The sequence below is a fragment of the Candidatus Absconditicoccus praedator genome, from assembly GCF_021057185.1.
Lineage (GTDB): Bacteria > Patescibacteriota > Gracilibacteria > Absconditabacterales > Absconditicoccaceae > Absconditicoccus > Absconditicoccus praedator.
In genome coordinates, this window is record NZ_CP054059.1 from 876,571 (window position 1) to 893,145 (window position 16,575).

Sequence of the window (16,575 nt, forward strand, 5' to 3'; positions counted from 1 at the left end):
AAAAAATTGTTTAAAATTAATATGATTGATGATAGATAATTCATTGGAAAAACTTACACAAAAATTTTTGAAACTAAACTCTCCTCAAGAAATTGAGGATGTTGATAACAGCTATCATGACTTGATAGATGTTTTGGTGTATCACAACAATCTTTATTATATATATTCTAATCCTACTATTTCTGATTACCAGTATGATCAACTTTTTGATTTACTAAAAAAAATAGAAGAAACAAATCCTCAAATAATTTCTCCAAACTCTCCCACACAAAGACTAGTGGGTCAAATCCAAGACAGTTTCAAAACTGCTGAACACGAAACTCCGATGCTCAGTTTGGAAAATAGTTATAATGCACAGGATCTTTTGGATAAAGATGAATTTATTGCCAAAAGAGTGGAAGAAAAATATACTTATTCTTTGGAACCAAAATTTGATGGAAGTAGTGTAGAACTTGTTTATGAAAATTGAAAATTATCGAAAGCTATTACCAGGTGAGATGGATATACAGGTGAGGATATTACAGAAAACGTGAAAATGATAGATACTGTTCCTTTGTATTTGAAAAATTTTGAAAATATTTCCAAGTTGATAGTAAGATGAGAGATAGTGATGCCAAAATCTGTTTTCAATAAGCTAAATCAAGAAAAAGAAAAAAAATGAGAATCTTCATTTGCAAATCCAAGAAATGCAGCTACTGGTACTTTGAGACAGTTAGACCCTCAGATTGTAGCAAATAGGAAATTGGTTTGTTTTATTTATGATTGTGTCTACCAAAGCTCAGACTTTAATAGCTTTGCTGAAACAGAGTCTGAACTTAAAGAAGCTTTGAAAAGTTTTGGTTTTGCAGTTTATGACTGGCATAAAGTTTGTGAAAATATACAGGAAGTTATTGATATATGTCAAGATCCACAAACTCAAGAATACTTTGAAAATCAAAATATAGAATTTGATTGAATAGTTGTCAAAATCAATGAAAGAAAATTTCATGAAAAACTATGAGCTACAAACCATCATCCAAGATGGGCTATAGCATACAAATTTCCAGCCAAACAAATTGCTACTAAGATTATAGATGTAGAGTTGAATGTGTCTCGTACTTCAAGCATTAATCCTGTGGCTATTTTGGAAACTGTGAATTTATCAGGAGTAAATATTTCTAGAGCTACTCTGCACAATTGGGATTTTATAAATGAAAAAGATATTAGGATATGAGATTGGGTATGGATCCAAAGAAGTGGCGAAGTGATTCCATATATTTTATCAGTTATCAAAGAAAAAAGAACTTGAGAAGAAAAACAAATTTATCCTCCTACAGTTTGTCCTGTATGTGATAGCAAAGTTATGAAGGTAGAAGGAGATGTGAATTATTATTGTAGTAATATTAACTGTCCTTCTGTAATCAAAGAAAAAATCATACATTTTGTAAGCAAAGACTGTATGGATATAGATGGTTTGGGTTCCAAGTTTATAGAAACACTGGTAGATACTGGTATTATCAAACATTATGCTGATTTGTATTCTTTGAAAAATAAAAAGTCTTATTTGAAAAGTCTTCCTCTGATGTGAGACAAGAGGGTAGATGATATGCTTTTCCAGATAGAAAACAGTAAAAATCCTCCTTTGTGGAGGTTGATAAATGCTTTGGGTATAAAGTTTGTAGGGAAAAAGACTGCTAAAATTTTGGTAGAGAACTTAGAAACTATAAGTCCGGGGGCAAGTTTGGAATCCGAAACAGCGCCCGGGCTTGTAATAAAATACCTCACAGATGAAGAATTTCTTTCCCAAATTCATTGAATATGAGAAAAAATTATTTTGTCTTTGAAAGAAACTTTTACAAATGAGGAAAATATACAGATTATGAATGAACTTTATCAAGCTTGAGTAAGATTTGATAATTTGGGTCAAAAGAAAGAAAAATTGCCTTTAGAATGAGTGAAATTTTGTATTACCTGAAGTTTTCAGCAAAAAAGAGATGAAATAGTGGAAAATTTAGAAAAATATTGAGCAGAGTTTTCTTCTCAAGTCACAAAAGACTTAAATTTTCTTTTGGCATGAGAAAAATGAGGTTCCAAGATTGAAAAAGCTAAAAAATTATGAGTAAATATACTTTCTGTTGATGATTTGATAAAAAAATATGTTTTTTTGAAAAATGATTTTGGTTTTAGAAAAAATTTTCCCAAACAAGCTTGATTGTTTTAAAATACATTCAATTTTTTGCATTTTTGAAAAAATTAAATAAAATTATATATGATTTATATATAATCTAATAGTATGCTTAAGAAAATAGTCAAAAATAAGCTAAATTATACTTTTTATCTTGTTTTATTAGTCTTTTGAATTTGAATTATTATATTTACTTATAATTTTGGAGTTTCTCATATAAATTATTCACAGGCAGAATCTATATCCTCTGAGATAAATGAGTATGAAGAAAGATTAGACTCTAAAAAAGAAGATGAAAATCTTACAAAGTTTATATTATGAGAAAAAATTATTCAAAATAACTATAAGTATTCTTGGATAGAAAAATATGAAAATATGATTGAGATTTTTGATAAAATAAGAGATATAGAATGACGTAATATTCAACTTGAAAATTATGACATATCTGAAAGTTATTTTGCTGTTGATTGAATAGTATCAAGTTTGGAAAATGTATATGATGAAAATTGAGTTTTATCAAGACTTAAAGAGTTTGATTTTGTAGAAAAAATTGATGTAGATACATACCAAAAAGCTAACTGAGATTATAGTTTTAGTTTAGAAATAAAAATAAAAACAAATGAATAATGAAAATATACAAGCACAAATATTAAAAACTAGTAAACAAATCAAGCAAAAAGCGATAATATTTTTGATATTAGTTTTTTGATTTATTTTTTGGTCTGATTTTGTAGAAAGTTTTCAAGATAGGTCAGAATCAGAAGAATATTTGACCCAAAAAGAGGAAGATTTGGATAACATAAAAAAAGATTTTGACTATTTTCAAACAATAAAAGAAAACATAAATAAAATAGAAGATAATAAATCTGATGTATTAATGTGTGTTAATTATTGAAACTGTGATTGACTAAATGAAGAACTTAAAAGTAATTTTTTTGATAAAGAATATAAGTATAGATCTTATATGTTGCTGGAAGAATTTGAGAAAAATAAAATGAAGTTTAATCAAAGATATTTGTTAAGAAATATTGATGAGTTTATCTTTGAAAAATGAGATGAAAGAGTAGCTGAGATAAATAATATCAACTTTTCTCAGATAAGTGAAGAAGATTTTTCAGATAGAATTTTGAGTGTGCCAGTAAATATTTCTGCAACTGTAGATAATCAAGAAGATTTATTTTCTTTGCTTGATAATATAGAAAATAGGATTTTTCAAAGTTATTGAGTTTTTTATACTATATCAAACATAGAATTTAATGTTGTTGAGTATGAGCAAACTCAAGATATAGTTCTAAATTTAAAAGCTTATTTTTATAAATAAAAAGAAAAATGTTGGAAGAGTTAATAACAAAAATTTATAACTACAAACTTTCAAGAACAATTTCAAACAAAGAAAAAATTTTGTTGTTTAAGGAACTTTCATATTTAGTTAAATGATGAGTTTGAATAGTTGATGCATTAAAGATAATTTGAGAAAACTCAAATAATATAGCAATTAATAATATATGTGATAAGTTAATAAAATCACTAAAAAAATGAGAAACTTTTTCAAGAAGTTTATGAAAGCTGCCAAAACATTTTAATGAATGAGATGTCAGTATTATAAAATCTTGAGAAAATTCTTGAGAATTAGAAAATGTTTTGATGTATCTTTCAAAGGAATATAGTTTTATAGATAATATAAAAAAACAATACATTTCTAGTCTTATATATCCAGTTTTTTTGTTGTTAATTTCACTTTTTGCAGTTTATATAACGTTTACAGTAATATTACCTTGAGTAATATCTTTGGTAGATGAGTTTGATGCATGAGAACTCCCTTTTGCTACCAATCTGATGATCACACTTACAGAATTTTTTAATGAAAATGGTTTTAGGATACTTTTTTGATTTTTTCTGATGATTTTTGGTTTTTCTGTCTTTGTATCTACTAAAGAGTGAAAAAAATGGTTTGATTGAGCTGTTTTAAATATACCAATTATTTGAAAAATTACTCAATATTATTATCTTATGAAATTTTTTAGATATAAAAAGCTTTTGATATCTGCATGAATGGATTATAAAAGCATTTTCAAAAATTTAAAAAATATTATGCCAAATTATTATTATAAAACTATGTTGGATGAAGTATTAGTATGAATAAATAAATGAGAAAGTTTTGTTGATATTATGATTAGTTATAAAAATATTATACCTTCAGATATTTGAGCTTTGATAAAATCTTGAGAGGAAACAGCAAATATAGATACAGCACTATGAAATGTGATAGAAATCTATGAAGAAGAGTTTTATTCAAAACTTAATAATATATGAAAAATGATAGAGCCAATTATGATATTAATTGTGGGTGTTGTAATTGGTTTTATTGCTATGTGAATATTTTCAATAATTACTCATTTAATTGATAATATTAGTTTATAAATTTAATGAAAAAGTCTTTTACTTTGCTAGAAATTGTTGTTGTTATTTTAGTACTTTCTATTGTGCTTTCTATTTTTTCTTATATATGAAAAAGACAAATTGATGAAGCAGAATTTAGACTAGCAAAAGAAAGTTTTTTTAATGATTTTAATAGTTATGCATTTTATTCAAAATCTCCTATGTACGAGTATGGTTCAAGATGGAGTACTTGATATACAAAAATATTTTCTTGAAAAAATATTTCAAAAGAATTTTTATGATTTCCTAATCAATCTGATCAAGTTGAATACTGAAAAAATACATATGATAAAATGTACTTTTCCGAATTTAATATAGATTGAAATAGTTATTGAACTTGAATTTTTATCAAAGAGTCTTATAAGTTTGGTTGTAATTTTTATGATATTGAAAATGAAGAATCTATTTGATCAGATAATGTTGAATTCAAAATGATAAGTGATTTTGATGAAAGTAGAAAATATTGTATAAGTGTAGATTTAAGATCATGTAAAATTAAACAAGTATGATGCCAAAACTAAAAAAATCTATTACATTGATGGAGGTTTTAATTGTGATTTTAATTTTGTGATTTATTCTTACTTCTTTGTTGTCTTTGGTTGCAAGAAACTTTTTTAATGTTGATCAAGTGACTATGAGATCACAGGCTACATATTTTGCAAAGGAATGAATAGAAATGGTTTTAAATATTGTTGATACCAATAAAGAAAAATGAATGGTTCGAAATTGTGTAGATTATGATTCAAATTATGAGTGCAAAGATACTTTTTTAACATGAACTTATAAAGTATGATTGGAAATTTCATCTTCACAGTATGATATTAATCCAACATCACAAAATTTTGAAGATAATCTTTTGTATTATCATACATGATCTGAATCAAAATTTTATTTTAATCATGATGATACTTGAGAAGAAACATTTTTTGCAAGATATCTTGAGTTTGATGAGATGAACTTGAAGGATTGACAACAATCTGATGATATATTTAAAGTTGAGTCTGTGGTTGAATATAATAAATGATGAAATAAAAACGAAGTGAGCTTGGAAACATTTATATCAAATACAAGATAAATGAAAAAATCTTTCACATTAATAGAATTAATGATTTCAATAGTTGTTGTTTGAATACTTTTTGCAGTTTTATTTAGAAGTTATATTTTCATAGCAAATGCAAATATAAGAATAGAGAATGAGAAAAATGTATCTAATGAAGTTATGTTTTTGTCTAATAGTTTAGAAGATTTTTCAGAAATTTACAATATAAATTATGATAATTATGATGATCTTGAAGATGATGATTGATTGGTAGAAAAATTATATCTTGATGATATATCCGTTTACAAGACATGAACAAATTCAAAATCTTGGATTCAGTTAGAAAAAAATTGAGAAGATATACCCTTAACAAATAAAAATAATGTATATATTGAAAGCTTATGATTCAAAATTCTTCCTTATGAAGATTTGGATGATTGAAATTTGGAGTATGAAGATATGTATAATTATGGTTTTTGGGTTTTTATACAAGCAAAAAATGCAGATTACACCAAAGATAATTGGCCATATTCAGTAAATACAAAATTTCAGTCTTTTTATAATATTGATTAATCTATACTATGAGAAAAAATTCAAGTATATTAATAATTGTGTTATTCGTGCTTATGATAACAAGTATATTTGGTGTGATGATTACAAGACATGTCTGAAGTATGATAGAACATACTTCCAAATTTCATGATTATTATAATGCATATTATCTTGCATATTGATGACTCCAACTGCAGTTGTTGAAAGTAGATAATCGTTGATTTGGTTTTGAGGATGAGATTCCAACAACATCAGATACTGTGAAAGACAATATAAACTGTAGTTGATGCAATTTTTACTGAAAAATTTACGCAAAATCAAATGTGTTATTGGATGATAGCAATATTTCAAATTATCCGAATCAATGTGCAGGCTCTGAAAATGATTATTTTGATTTACAGCCTTGAGAAGGTATTATAGTACCGTTGTTCAAGGATGAGTCTAACAATTTAGAATGATTAGTTTATAATCAAAACAAAAATAGTTTATCAGATTATGTAGATATAGATTTAGAGTTTGAAGAGAATTCTGATTATGTTTTGGGTTTGGTTGATGATCAGTGAAATCACATTTCTGAAAAAAATTCAAGTATGTCTAATTTGTCAGTTCATCCCAATTTAAATCAATTAGATGAAAAAAGATATATGGTTTTAGTTAATATTGACGATGCAGACAATTTAAAATTTTGTATAGATTCAACAAACTTTGCCTTGCCAACAAAATATGTGAATGTTATTTCTTCTTGAAAATATCATGATACAAAAGTTGGACTTTCAACAACCAAAGATGTTTCGTTGCCTGATTATTTGATTCAAAATTTTTTGGAAGATTAAAAAATAGGATAGTTTACTTATCCTATTTTAGCTTGGAAAATTTATAATTTATCCATAAGGTTTTGTAGTTTTTCTTCTTTTTCTTGTTTGTATTTTTGTTCTTCTTCTTTTTTATTTAGATTGTCAAATATTAGTTGCCATCTTTTGAGTTTACCATCTCTTTGAGCAAGAATTGATTCTTTTTCTTTTTCATCTTCATGAATTAATATTTCAAGATTCATTTGTTCTTCTACATATATTTCAAAAAGCCTTAATATTTGAAATCACCATAGTTCAGAAATTTTTTTTACCACATATTGATCACCACTTTGAACTGATACTATAAATTCTTTTCAGTCTTCATCTAGATCTATTACTCATTCGCTACTAAAGCTTCATGCTATAAGTTGCATTAATAAATCCCAGTCAAAATCATCTTTGATATCTTCAGGAACTTTGTAATCTATCGTATCAAAATCACAAATATACTCTTTATACCATTTTTGTTCTTTGATATCTTGTGGTATTTCTTCTACGAATTTTTCATATTTTTCTACTGTTTCTTTTTTTTCTGGATTTTGTCTTAAGTCTTCTATAAAAGAATTGAAATCAAAAAGCATAACACTCAGTTAATTAATTAAATTATTTCACTTTATTTCTTATTTCTTCAATTTTTTCTTTTAGCTGATAATACTTACTTTCTAAATCATATTTATCATCCAAATCATGATATGAAGCATATAACTTGTTTTGTACATAATCTGCTTTTTTTTCTAGTTCTTCTAATACTGGAATAATCTTTTCTTTATTAATTTCATCTGCTTTGTCTTTTAATTGTTTTATTTTTTCATCTGCTTTTGATATTTCATTGTTAAGTATGTCTTTGAGTTCATAATATGTTCATTCATAATCAAATTCTTTTATATCAAAAAAGATTTTTTTATTTAAATCTACAACATTATTGAATAATAACTTTACTTTTTCTAATCATTCTACTTCATTAAACTTTTTCTTAAAATTTTGATCTTTGTAAAATAAAGTAGCAATTTGTCCAACCAGAAAGGCTCAAATAAAGAATTTAGCTTTTTTCATTTTTTTGTTTTTAAGTATAAATCATACAAAATATAAATAATATATTTAACTTTTCAACACATTTTTTATTTGTTGAACTCATTTTTCTGATAATTTTACTTTTTTTGTTCAAATATAAATTTCTTTGTCTCAAGGATTTTCTTTGATGATTTGGCTGATTTGTGAAATTATTTGAATATCTTCTGGTGGGTCAAAATATTTTTCTTTTTTTTCGGATTTATTGTCAGTATTATCATCGTTTTTGGAGATTATATTTGTGTTTTGAGGGTTCGTACTTTTATCTTCTTTTGTTTTGTCTTCTTTGTTTTGTTCAGGTTGAGTTGATTGATTTCTTTTTGCTCTTACTCAAACTATTTTTTCTGATTGATCATATTTGTTTGATTTTTTAGCTTTTTCTAAAAGCTCTTCTAATTCAAGCTTAATAATTTTTTTGGTACTAATAGATTTTCCTTTATATCCTTCAAGTATTATTATATCATATTTTTTAAGGTCTAAGGTTTCTTTTAAAAATATATCAATACTTCAACTAACATCTTCAATTGTTACAAATGTTCATTTTTTTCTAATTTTTCTCATCTCTTTTATGAATCAAATTATCTTGAACTGCCCATAATCTTCAACTTCTTTAAACATACTTATAAAATTAAAATTTGCTTTTATATAGTTGAAAAATCAATCAAATATATGACCTGAAACAAATGTTTTAAAAGTCTCTTCTTCAAAAAAAAGTTTTTGTAGTTTGTCTGTTTTGGGTTGTTGTTCAAGATTTAATCACACATTCATACTTTCTATATCAAAAAGTCATCATCAGTTATTTGAGGAGTTTTTGATTCGGTTAAGTATATTATCTATATTTGCTAGTATAGTATTGCGGTCTTCTAATTTGTCAAGTGCTCATGATTTTGCTAGTGATTCAAGGCTTTTTTTGTTTATGGCAAGTTTACATCTTTTTAGAAAGTCTTCAAAATTCTTGAACTCTCAGTTGTTTTTTCTTTCTTTTTGAATTGTTTTTGCTACTTCCACTCATACTCATTTTATACTAACAAATCAAAGATTTACTTTATTATCTATTGCAGCAACATGAATAAACGATTTGTTTACATCTGGAGGAGTAATTTCAAATCATTTCATTCATAATTCATCAATAAATTTAGCAAGTTTCTCCGTATCTTCTTCTACTGATCTTAATAATGCAGCATGAAATTCTATAGGGTAATGTGCTTTAAGGTATGCTGTTTGATATGCTATCAATGAATAACAAGCTGCATGTGATTTGTTGAATGAGTAGTTTGCTGCAGGTTCTATCATTTTCTCATACACATATATACAAGTTTCTTTTTTGTATCATTTTTCAGTAGCTCTTTCTATAAACTCTTTTTTAAGTTGTTCAATTACTTCTTTTATTTTTTTACCTACTCATCTACGAAGCATGTCAGATTCAGCTAGAGAGAATCAGGCCACTGCTTGTACTATTCTCATAAGCTGTTCTTGGTATACAGGAATTCAATAAGTTACATCCATAAAAGGAGATAAGTCTTGCTCAAGTTTTTGTGCTTGAATTTGTGCTTCTTTTTCTCAGTACTGTTCTTTTATTTCATTATAAACCTCTTTAGGCATGTATTCAACTTTTTCTTCTCAATGTTTTCTTGCAACATATGATGGTATAAATTCCATAGGTCAAGGACGGTATAAAGATACCATAGCAATAATGTCATTTATATTGTTGGGTTTAAGTTTTTTAAGCCAGGCCCTCATTCAGTCTGATTCAAACTGAAATACTCAAGAAGTTTCTCAAATTTGAAAGGTTTTTTCATATGTTTCTTTGTCGTCCAATGGTGGATAAAAATTCATTGTTTCAAAGTAGTTTTTGAAAATATCATCTAATTTTTTTCATTCTTTTTCTTTTCTTGCTTTAATTATTTTAATTGTATTTTTAATTATACTAAGGTTTCTAAGTCCCAAAAAATCCATTTTAAGAAGTCATATATCTTCCAAAAAATGTCCGTCATACTGTGATATTATCCTGCTTGTATCTGGTTCTTTCTTTCATCATGGTAAAGGTGGGTATTGTACAGGAGTATATTGGCTTATTTCTTCTGGGGCAATTACAACTCAGCAAGCATGTACTCAAATTTGTCTTACCGTTCATTCAAGTTTTGCTGCAAGTTCAAGAATTTTTTTAATATTTTCATTTTCTTCTATTGTTTCTTGGAGTTCCGGGTTTTCTTCTATTGATTTTTGTATTGTTTTTTCTGTTATGTATCAAGATATTTTGTTGGACTGTTCAAAAGCAATACCAAAAACTCTTGCTACATCTTTGAAAGCTGCTTTTGCAGCCATGGTCATATATGTTCATATAACAGCAATTTTTTCGCTTCAATATTTTTGTTTGGTGTATTCTACCACATCTTCTCTTTTAATATCTTCAAAATCTGTATCTATATCGGGCATGCTTACTCTTGCTGGATTTAGGAATCTTTCAAAAATCAAATCATAATCAAGTGGATCTATATCTGTAATACCCAAAGCATAAGCAAGGAAACTACCTCATCAACTTCATCTTCCAGGTCATACAGATATATTATTTTTTCTTGCTCGGTTAATATAATCTTGGACAATCAAAAAATAGGTGTTGTATCACATTTCTTTGATAACCTTGAGCTCGTACTCCAAACGATTTATATATTCTCTGAGGTTGTACTGTCAAACTGTTTGATCTCAATACTTTTCTAAAAAGCTTTTTTTGTAATTTGTGTATGTTTCAAAAGTTATTTGTTTTAGTTCTTCTGGAGTTGTTTCAGTAAGTTTTTTTGTTAGACTTCATTTGTTTGTAATTTTTACTAAGTTTATTATTTCTTCTTCAGAAAAATTAAGATTATATTTTTCATTTAATCATTTATATGAAAGTAAACGAATTTCAAACTCAAAAATATCCATATATAAGTCTTAATTTATATAAAATTTTATTAAATATAATTATTGCAATATTATTTTCAATTAAAACTATAATTTAGTGTTTGTTCAGATTTTCTGTGTCTTTCCTAATTAAATTTTTTTAAAAAGACCTTCTCTAATATCATATCATCTGTTATTTAGATAAAATTTTAGTTCTAATAGTTAATTAGAAATATTTAGTAAGATTTCAAAAATAGGATTGTTATTTTTTTATATAATAAATTTAGTTAGCAATTTTCATAATTGGTTGATAAAAAAAAATTTTTTTGTATAATTTTTTAATTATTTATATAATAAAATTTATGTATGTCTGAGCTATTTTATATGCTTACCTATACTTTGATATTTTCTTTGTTTTTTACTTTTTTACGAATAATCAATATCTTCTTAACTGAATATGAAGAGTATCATTGAATAAACTTTGTGAGCATGACCTGATTGGATATAAAAAGCTTGGATGATAGAGAAGATATGGAGGACTCAGAAAATACAGTATATATACAAGATGATATATTTGGAAGCTGAGATTTTCAAAGGGTGTGTGGGAATGTAGATGATGACGATTCTACTACTCCTAACAATATATATTCCTGATGAGCAAATATGCATAAAAGTGTTTACTGTCTTGCCGAGCTGAAAGAATCTTGACCATGATTTTATGAGTGAAGATGGTTTAGGTAATATATTTAATTTTAAAAATGTTTTTGAATGTACTACTTATTTGCAACATTATTCTTATTCATTACTTTTATGAGTACTTTGATGATAGGTTATGGTCCTATTATTTCTTCTTTTTATCAATCTCAACATGTAAATATTTATCAGTTTTTGATAGATGTTTTTGAAGAAAAAGATGATGATTGAAACAGGATAAGAGATAAGTTAGAGCTAAGGACAGAAGCTATTACATATTCTACTTGATCAGAAAATACTTTCTTCATTGATTATCCTGATGTGCCAGATTGACATAAAGTAGACAGAATCAACTATCTTTTTTTGAATACACCTTTTAATGTGTGAGGAAGGGGGTGACCAGATATGAATTTGACTATACCTATGTTTGTAGATAGAGAAAGGCCAAAAGATCAAAAATATAGATTTTTTGATCAAAAATTTGAGTCAATATATTTCCCAGATGATATTAGTGTTTGAGTAGTTGAATGAAATAATCAAATAATAAAAAAATGACAAAATTATTATGATTTTTGAGATATAGAAGCAGATATTAGGGTGCCACAATTAAAACTTTATTTGTGATATTTGTATGCATATTGTGAAGTAGAGGAAAAGGATAATATAGAAGAAAACTATTTTGATTCAAATATAGAGTTTGCAGATGGTAGAATGATTGTTAATACTCAGGATTTTTTGTGGGTAGTTGATACCAATCAAAACAAATTGCATTTTTTGTCAGAAGACATAGATTTGGAAGACGATGGTATTTATAGTTTGAGCGATGAAGATGGAAGTGATATAGATTTTGATGATTTGGATGATCAGCCTCAATTGGAAAATACACTTAGAGAGTCGGACAAAATAGAGATAGAATTTGATGATTTGGATGGTTTGGATGGTTTGGGTTATGAAATAAAATTAGAGTCTTCTGATGATACAGATAAAATAAAAATTGATCTTTATGATCAAAAAATACATTTTCAGATATCTGAAGAGCATTTGGATTATGGTTTCAATTACAAATTTGATGCTAATGGAGATAAACTAATTTTAGAAACTGATAATCTTGAAATTCCTTTTGCTCAAGATTTTGAAGAAGATGGGATGAGATTAGAGATAGAAGATCCTTTAATTTGAGATCGGTCTGTAGGTTTTGAAGTTGAAAATTATGATGACGAAGATGATTATCATTTGCGAAGTTGGGATAATAGATTTGTATTTTTGATTGACAATTACAACAATTTGATGTTGGATATGTGAGGGGTCGAACGATCTGATCAAGATTGACTAACTCCAAATTGAGATTGGGATGTGGTATGAGATATTGAATGGAGTGATATTATTCTAAAAAAGAATTTTGAAAGTATGGGTAGTTATGAAACTTTTGATCTTGCAGATGGGGAGTGTAGTATAGAATGACTACCAAATTACTGAACTGGTAGCTTTGAATTAAGATGACATGATTATAAAGATTAATTTGGTGTTGACAAACAAAAAATAAACAATAAAATTATTGTGAACAAAAATAGATTTATATCATAAAAAATAAAAACAAAAATAATTTACTTTTTAAAAACAAAAAAATGATATCTATAATAAGTAATATGCTAGTGTTTTTGATACTAATGACCATATTTGCATTGCATTTTAGCTCTGCATGAGACTGATTTGCTATAGAAGAAGTGAGTTTTGTGGATGTATTAGGAAAAGATAGTGTAGGTAGTACTGTGTCGGCAGAAACAAATATTACTTCGGCATTGAACTTTTTTAGTAAAGAGTATCAGCATGAATTTGATGATCTAACTCCTCATAATTGTAGAGTTGTAAAATGAGATAAATATACTCCTGAATATACAACTGATAATTTGATAGAGTTTGTTAGATGAGATTTGGAAGAATATCATAATTACAATTCCATACTTGTAAATCCTGGAAGTAGATGATTAGAAAGGGTGTACGATTCTCAAACTGATTCTTATATCCAAGATATAGCAGATGAACAATGAATTCATAGGTCAAATATAGATTTTGGATATGTGTTTGGTGGTAGTATGGTGAAAGATATAAAAGAATGATGATTTCAATGGAAATGAGATATTCGTATAAATCCAAACAACTCTGATCAGAATAATAGATTAGAATTATACGATTCAGCTGATGATTTGATTTTTGATAGAAATCAAATTTGATCTTATTGTGAAAATAATGGAGATGACTGAGAATTTGAAGCTAATTGAGTTTCCAGTTTCCAATTTAGGAAAATGTGATGAAGTTATTTTAGTTGTGAAATGTTGGAAAACTATTATAGAACAAATGATGATTTTGAGTGTAATGATGTAGATGATGATTGAAGAAAATTTGATTTGACAGCTGAGGATGGTGGTGAAATGACTGTAACATTTGAAAATAAACATCCTCAGCACGGCTGTACAAGTATGGAGGATTGGGATATTACATCAATTAAGTATGAAACAGAAGGTGATGAATCTCCAGAATGGACTAGGGTAGGAGAAGATATATCTGATGCTCAAGATATGGATTTTGAAGATAATGACTGAAATGAACTGTCTGTTTCTCCTTGAGAAGAATATTCTGGAGTTGGTAAAATAAAAAATATTGATTCAAGTCAAATTGATGAAGATGATGTGGATGGAGATTTTGAATTTGACTGAGATAATTTGCTTGCAGAGACAGATAGTACTGTTTGAGACTTTAGAGTAAGTTTTGAAAATGGTTCTTTTGAAAAACAAACATGGACTGGAGGTAAGGAAATGCATGAAAATGCAAAAGTAGATGGAGATAGTTTAGAGTGAAAATTAGGTGGTGATAATAAGATAATGGGGGTTGAAGAACTTACTGATCTATCAGGGAATCTTGATTGTAGCAGTATAGATGATCAGATAGATGCAGAAGGTTTTGAATGTAGTGGTGATGAAATTGTTGTAGAAGATTGAGTTATGAATTTGTATTTTGAAGAAGATGATAAAGATGCCTGAGAAGATGAATGTGATATAACTGTATCAGAAGGCGAATCAATTCAAGATGCAATAGATGATGCACAAGAAGGTTATCTTGTATGCGTAGAATCATGAACTTATCAAGAAAATTTAGAAATTGATTGAATATCAAATTTGACATTAATTTGACTTGATGAGAATGATATACCAATATTAGATTGAACAGATAATTCAAATCATGGTATTGAGATTAAGAATTCAGATAATATTTCATTAAAAAATTTACAAGTTCAAAACTTTGGCAACAGAGGACTTTATGCATATACAGATACTGTTATATTAGATGATATTGAAATATATAATATTATTTCTAAAGATAATTGAAATGATTGAATCAGAGTGATAGGTTATAGAAATGCTTTAATAGAAAATTCAGAATCTATTGGAAATAATTGAGATGGTATAACATTTTATGCATATTGAGATATAAAAAATTCAAAGATAAAAGATAATCAAGAAAGATGAATATATGCTTTGAATGTAACTTCAGGTGGTGGTGTTATGAATATTTATGATAATGAACTATCTTGAAACTTACGAAATAATGGTCATCATGCAGCTGCTATTGAGGTGCGTAGTCATGATTATTATGATGATGATATTGACGAAGCTAATGTAGTTTGAAATGATATAACTGATACAAAATGAAATGGTATACTAATATACAAAGTAAATAGAGAAAAGGATGATTCATATAATTCTAGAGTAGCTGACAATACAATAGATTGAGTGACAAATATAGATTGAGAAACTCCTGCAGGTGACGGTATACTGATTTATAAATCTCATTATGTTACTGTAGAAAATAATACTTCTAAAAATAACGATAATTCATGAGTGAGAGTAACATGAACTTATAACTATGGTACATATGTTACAACAAATGTTGAAATTGCATGAAATGATTTGATAAATAATGAATATTGAATTTTGATCGAAGATGATGTAGAAAATATTCAATATGGAAATAATAATTTTGAAGACAATCAAATAGATGTTGAGTTAGATGTTGAGTCAGAATCTGAGATATCAGAGGGTATTTGTAAAACTGATGATCAAACTATTGATTCCTTAGAGAATATAGAAAAGGGTTATAGTGTAGATGGTAATTTAACTATTGAACCTAGTGGATGAGCGTGAAGTGAATTAATTATAGAAGGTGATGTAAATGTAGGAGGTGATTTGGCTATTGAGCCTTCAGGTAATGCATCTGTAACTATAGAAGGTGATGTAAATGTAGGAGGAGATTTAACTAAAGAGACTTGAGGTGCACAAAGTGATATAACGATATTAGGCGATCAAAATGATAATCAAGGTTCTATTGATATTAGTTGTTGAGATGGCGAAGATGATGAAGATGACTGAGAATGAGAAGATTGAGGTAAATGAAAAGATGAATCAGAAGAGTCAGCTCTAGAACTAGTTAAAATAGAGTATATACCAGATGAAGAGTTGACAATTGAAACTTTGGAATACAAGCCAGTTTATGAATACGACGAAGATTTCCAAGTAAGTTATCTTATTCTTACAAAGAACTGAGAATTGATAGCAGGTCACAAATGAGATACAAAAAATATTAATGCAGATATTTCTGGTAAAAATGATTCTGAAATTGAAGCTGATAAGCTTTCAAAAATAGTAGAATTTTTTGAAGGTGAGGAGTATCAATGACTTGATGATTTGGAGCAAATGAATAATATTGTGGCTGATTATTCTAGAGATTGTTCTATATCTGTATGACCAGATAGGTGAAATATCGATATTGAATATAGTAACTTGTATAATGTGTTCAACTAAAACAAAAAATTATTAAGAAAAGAGCTACATTTT

The 16,575-nt window shown here is 27.0% G+C and carries 14 protein-coding genes; 11 read left to right on the forward strand and 3 right to left on the reverse strand.

Features of this window, described 5'->3' with window-relative positions:
* Window positions 1-28 precede the first annotated feature (28 nt).
* From ligA to HLG78_RS04335, 8 genes are all read left to right on the forward strand, one after another.
* Window positions 29-2,200, forward strand: coding sequence for an NAD-dependent DNA ligase LigA (gene ligA, locus HLG78_RS04300; RefSeq protein WP_231176507.1), 2,172 nt, complete (start codon window positions 29-31; stop codon window positions 2,198-2,200).
* A 72-nt stretch (window positions 2,201-2,272) separates the two neighbouring features.
* Window positions 2,273-2,791: a hypothetical protein gene (locus HLG78_RS04305; RefSeq protein ID WP_231176511.1), complete on the forward strand. Its 519-nt coding sequence runs from the start codon at window positions 2,273-2,275 to the stop codon at window positions 2,789-2,791.
* On the forward strand, window positions 2,784-3,485 hold the full coding sequence (locus tag HLG78_RS04310; RefSeq protein ID WP_231176514.1) for a hypothetical protein: 702 nt from the start codon (window positions 2,784-2,786) through the stop codon (window positions 3,483-3,485). Before HLG78_RS04305 ends, HLG78_RS04310 begins: the two co-directional genes overlap by 8 nt.
* An 8-nt stretch (window positions 3,486-3,493) precedes the next feature.
* Window positions 3,494-4,585: a type II secretion system F family protein gene (locus HLG78_RS04315; protein ID WP_231176517.1), complete on the forward strand. Its 1,092-nt coding sequence runs from the start codon at window positions 3,494-3,496 to the stop codon at window positions 4,583-4,585.
* Window positions 4,586-4,590: 5 nt separating this feature from the next.
* A complete protein-coding gene (locus tag HLG78_RS04320; protein WP_231176523.1) occupies window positions 4,591-5,124 on the forward strand; it encodes a hypothetical protein in 534 nt (177 codons plus the stop codon).
* The gene (locus HLG78_RS04325) at window positions 5,109-5,678 is read left to right on the forward strand and encodes a type IV pilus modification PilV family protein (protein ID WP_231176526.1); all 570 of its coding nucleotides are present in this window, start codon (window positions 5,109-5,111) and stop codon (window positions 5,676-5,678) included. Before HLG78_RS04320 ends, HLG78_RS04325 begins: the two co-directional genes overlap by 16 nt.
* Window positions 5,679-6,215, forward strand: coding sequence for a type II secretion system protein (locus HLG78_RS04330; RefSeq protein WP_231176531.1), 537 nt, complete (start codon window positions 5,679-5,681; stop codon window positions 6,213-6,215).
* A gap of 53 nt (window positions 6,216-6,268) precedes the next feature.
* Window positions 6,269-7,027 carry a hypothetical protein gene (locus HLG78_RS04335; RefSeq protein WP_231176534.1) on the forward strand — a complete coding sequence of 253 codons (759 nt, stop codon included), beginning with the start codon at window positions 6,269-6,271 and terminating at the stop codon, window positions 7,025-7,027.
* A 41-nt stretch (window positions 7,028-7,068) separates the two neighbouring features.
* On the opposite strand, the gene HLG78_RS04340 is transcribed toward HLG78_RS04335, so the two are convergent.
* The 3 genes from HLG78_RS04340 to dnaE are packed head-to-tail and all read right to left on the reverse strand — an operon-like array spanning window position 7,069 to window position 11,035.
* Window positions 7,069-7,626, reverse strand: a complete 558-nt coding sequence (locus HLG78_RS04340) for a hypothetical protein (protein ID WP_231176536.1) — start codon at window positions 7,624-7,626, stop codon at window positions 7,069-7,071.
* 22 nt (window positions 7,627-7,648) lie between these two features.
* Window positions 7,649-8,098 carry a hypothetical protein gene (locus tag HLG78_RS04345; RefSeq protein WP_231176539.1) on the reverse strand — a complete coding sequence of 150 codons (450 nt, stop codon included), beginning with the start codon at window positions 8,096-8,098 and terminating at the stop codon, window positions 7,649-7,651.
* 45 nt (window positions 8,099-8,143) lie between these two features.
* Window positions 8,144-11,035 carry a DNA polymerase III subunit alpha gene (dnaE, locus tag HLG78_RS04350; protein ID WP_231176542.1) on the reverse strand — a complete coding sequence of 964 codons (2,892 nt, stop codon included), beginning with the start codon at window positions 11,033-11,035 and terminating at the stop codon, window positions 8,144-8,146.
* Between the two features lie 324 nt (window positions 11,036-11,359).
* On the opposite strand from dnaE, the gene HLG78_RS04355 reads away from it, so the two are divergent.
* The 3 genes from HLG78_RS04355 to HLG78_RS04365 all read left to right on the forward strand — a co-directional run bounded on the left by HLG78_RS04355 (window position 11,360) and on the right by HLG78_RS04365 (window position 16,542).
* A complete protein-coding gene (locus HLG78_RS04355; RefSeq protein ID WP_231176547.1) occupies window positions 11,360-11,734 on the forward strand; it encodes a hypothetical protein in 375 nt (124 codons plus the stop codon).
* Between the two features lie 27 nt (window positions 11,735-11,761).
* A complete protein-coding gene (locus tag HLG78_RS04360; protein ID WP_231176551.1) occupies window positions 11,762-13,204 on the forward strand; it encodes a hypothetical protein in 1,443 nt (480 codons plus the stop codon).
* Window positions 13,205-13,311: 107 nt separating this feature from the next.
* Entirely contained in the window at window positions 13,312-16,542 is a 3,231-nt protein-coding gene (locus HLG78_RS04365) for a right-handed parallel beta-helix repeat-containing protein (RefSeq protein ID WP_231176555.1), read from the forward strand.
* Window positions 16,543-16,575 lie beyond the last annotated feature (33 nt).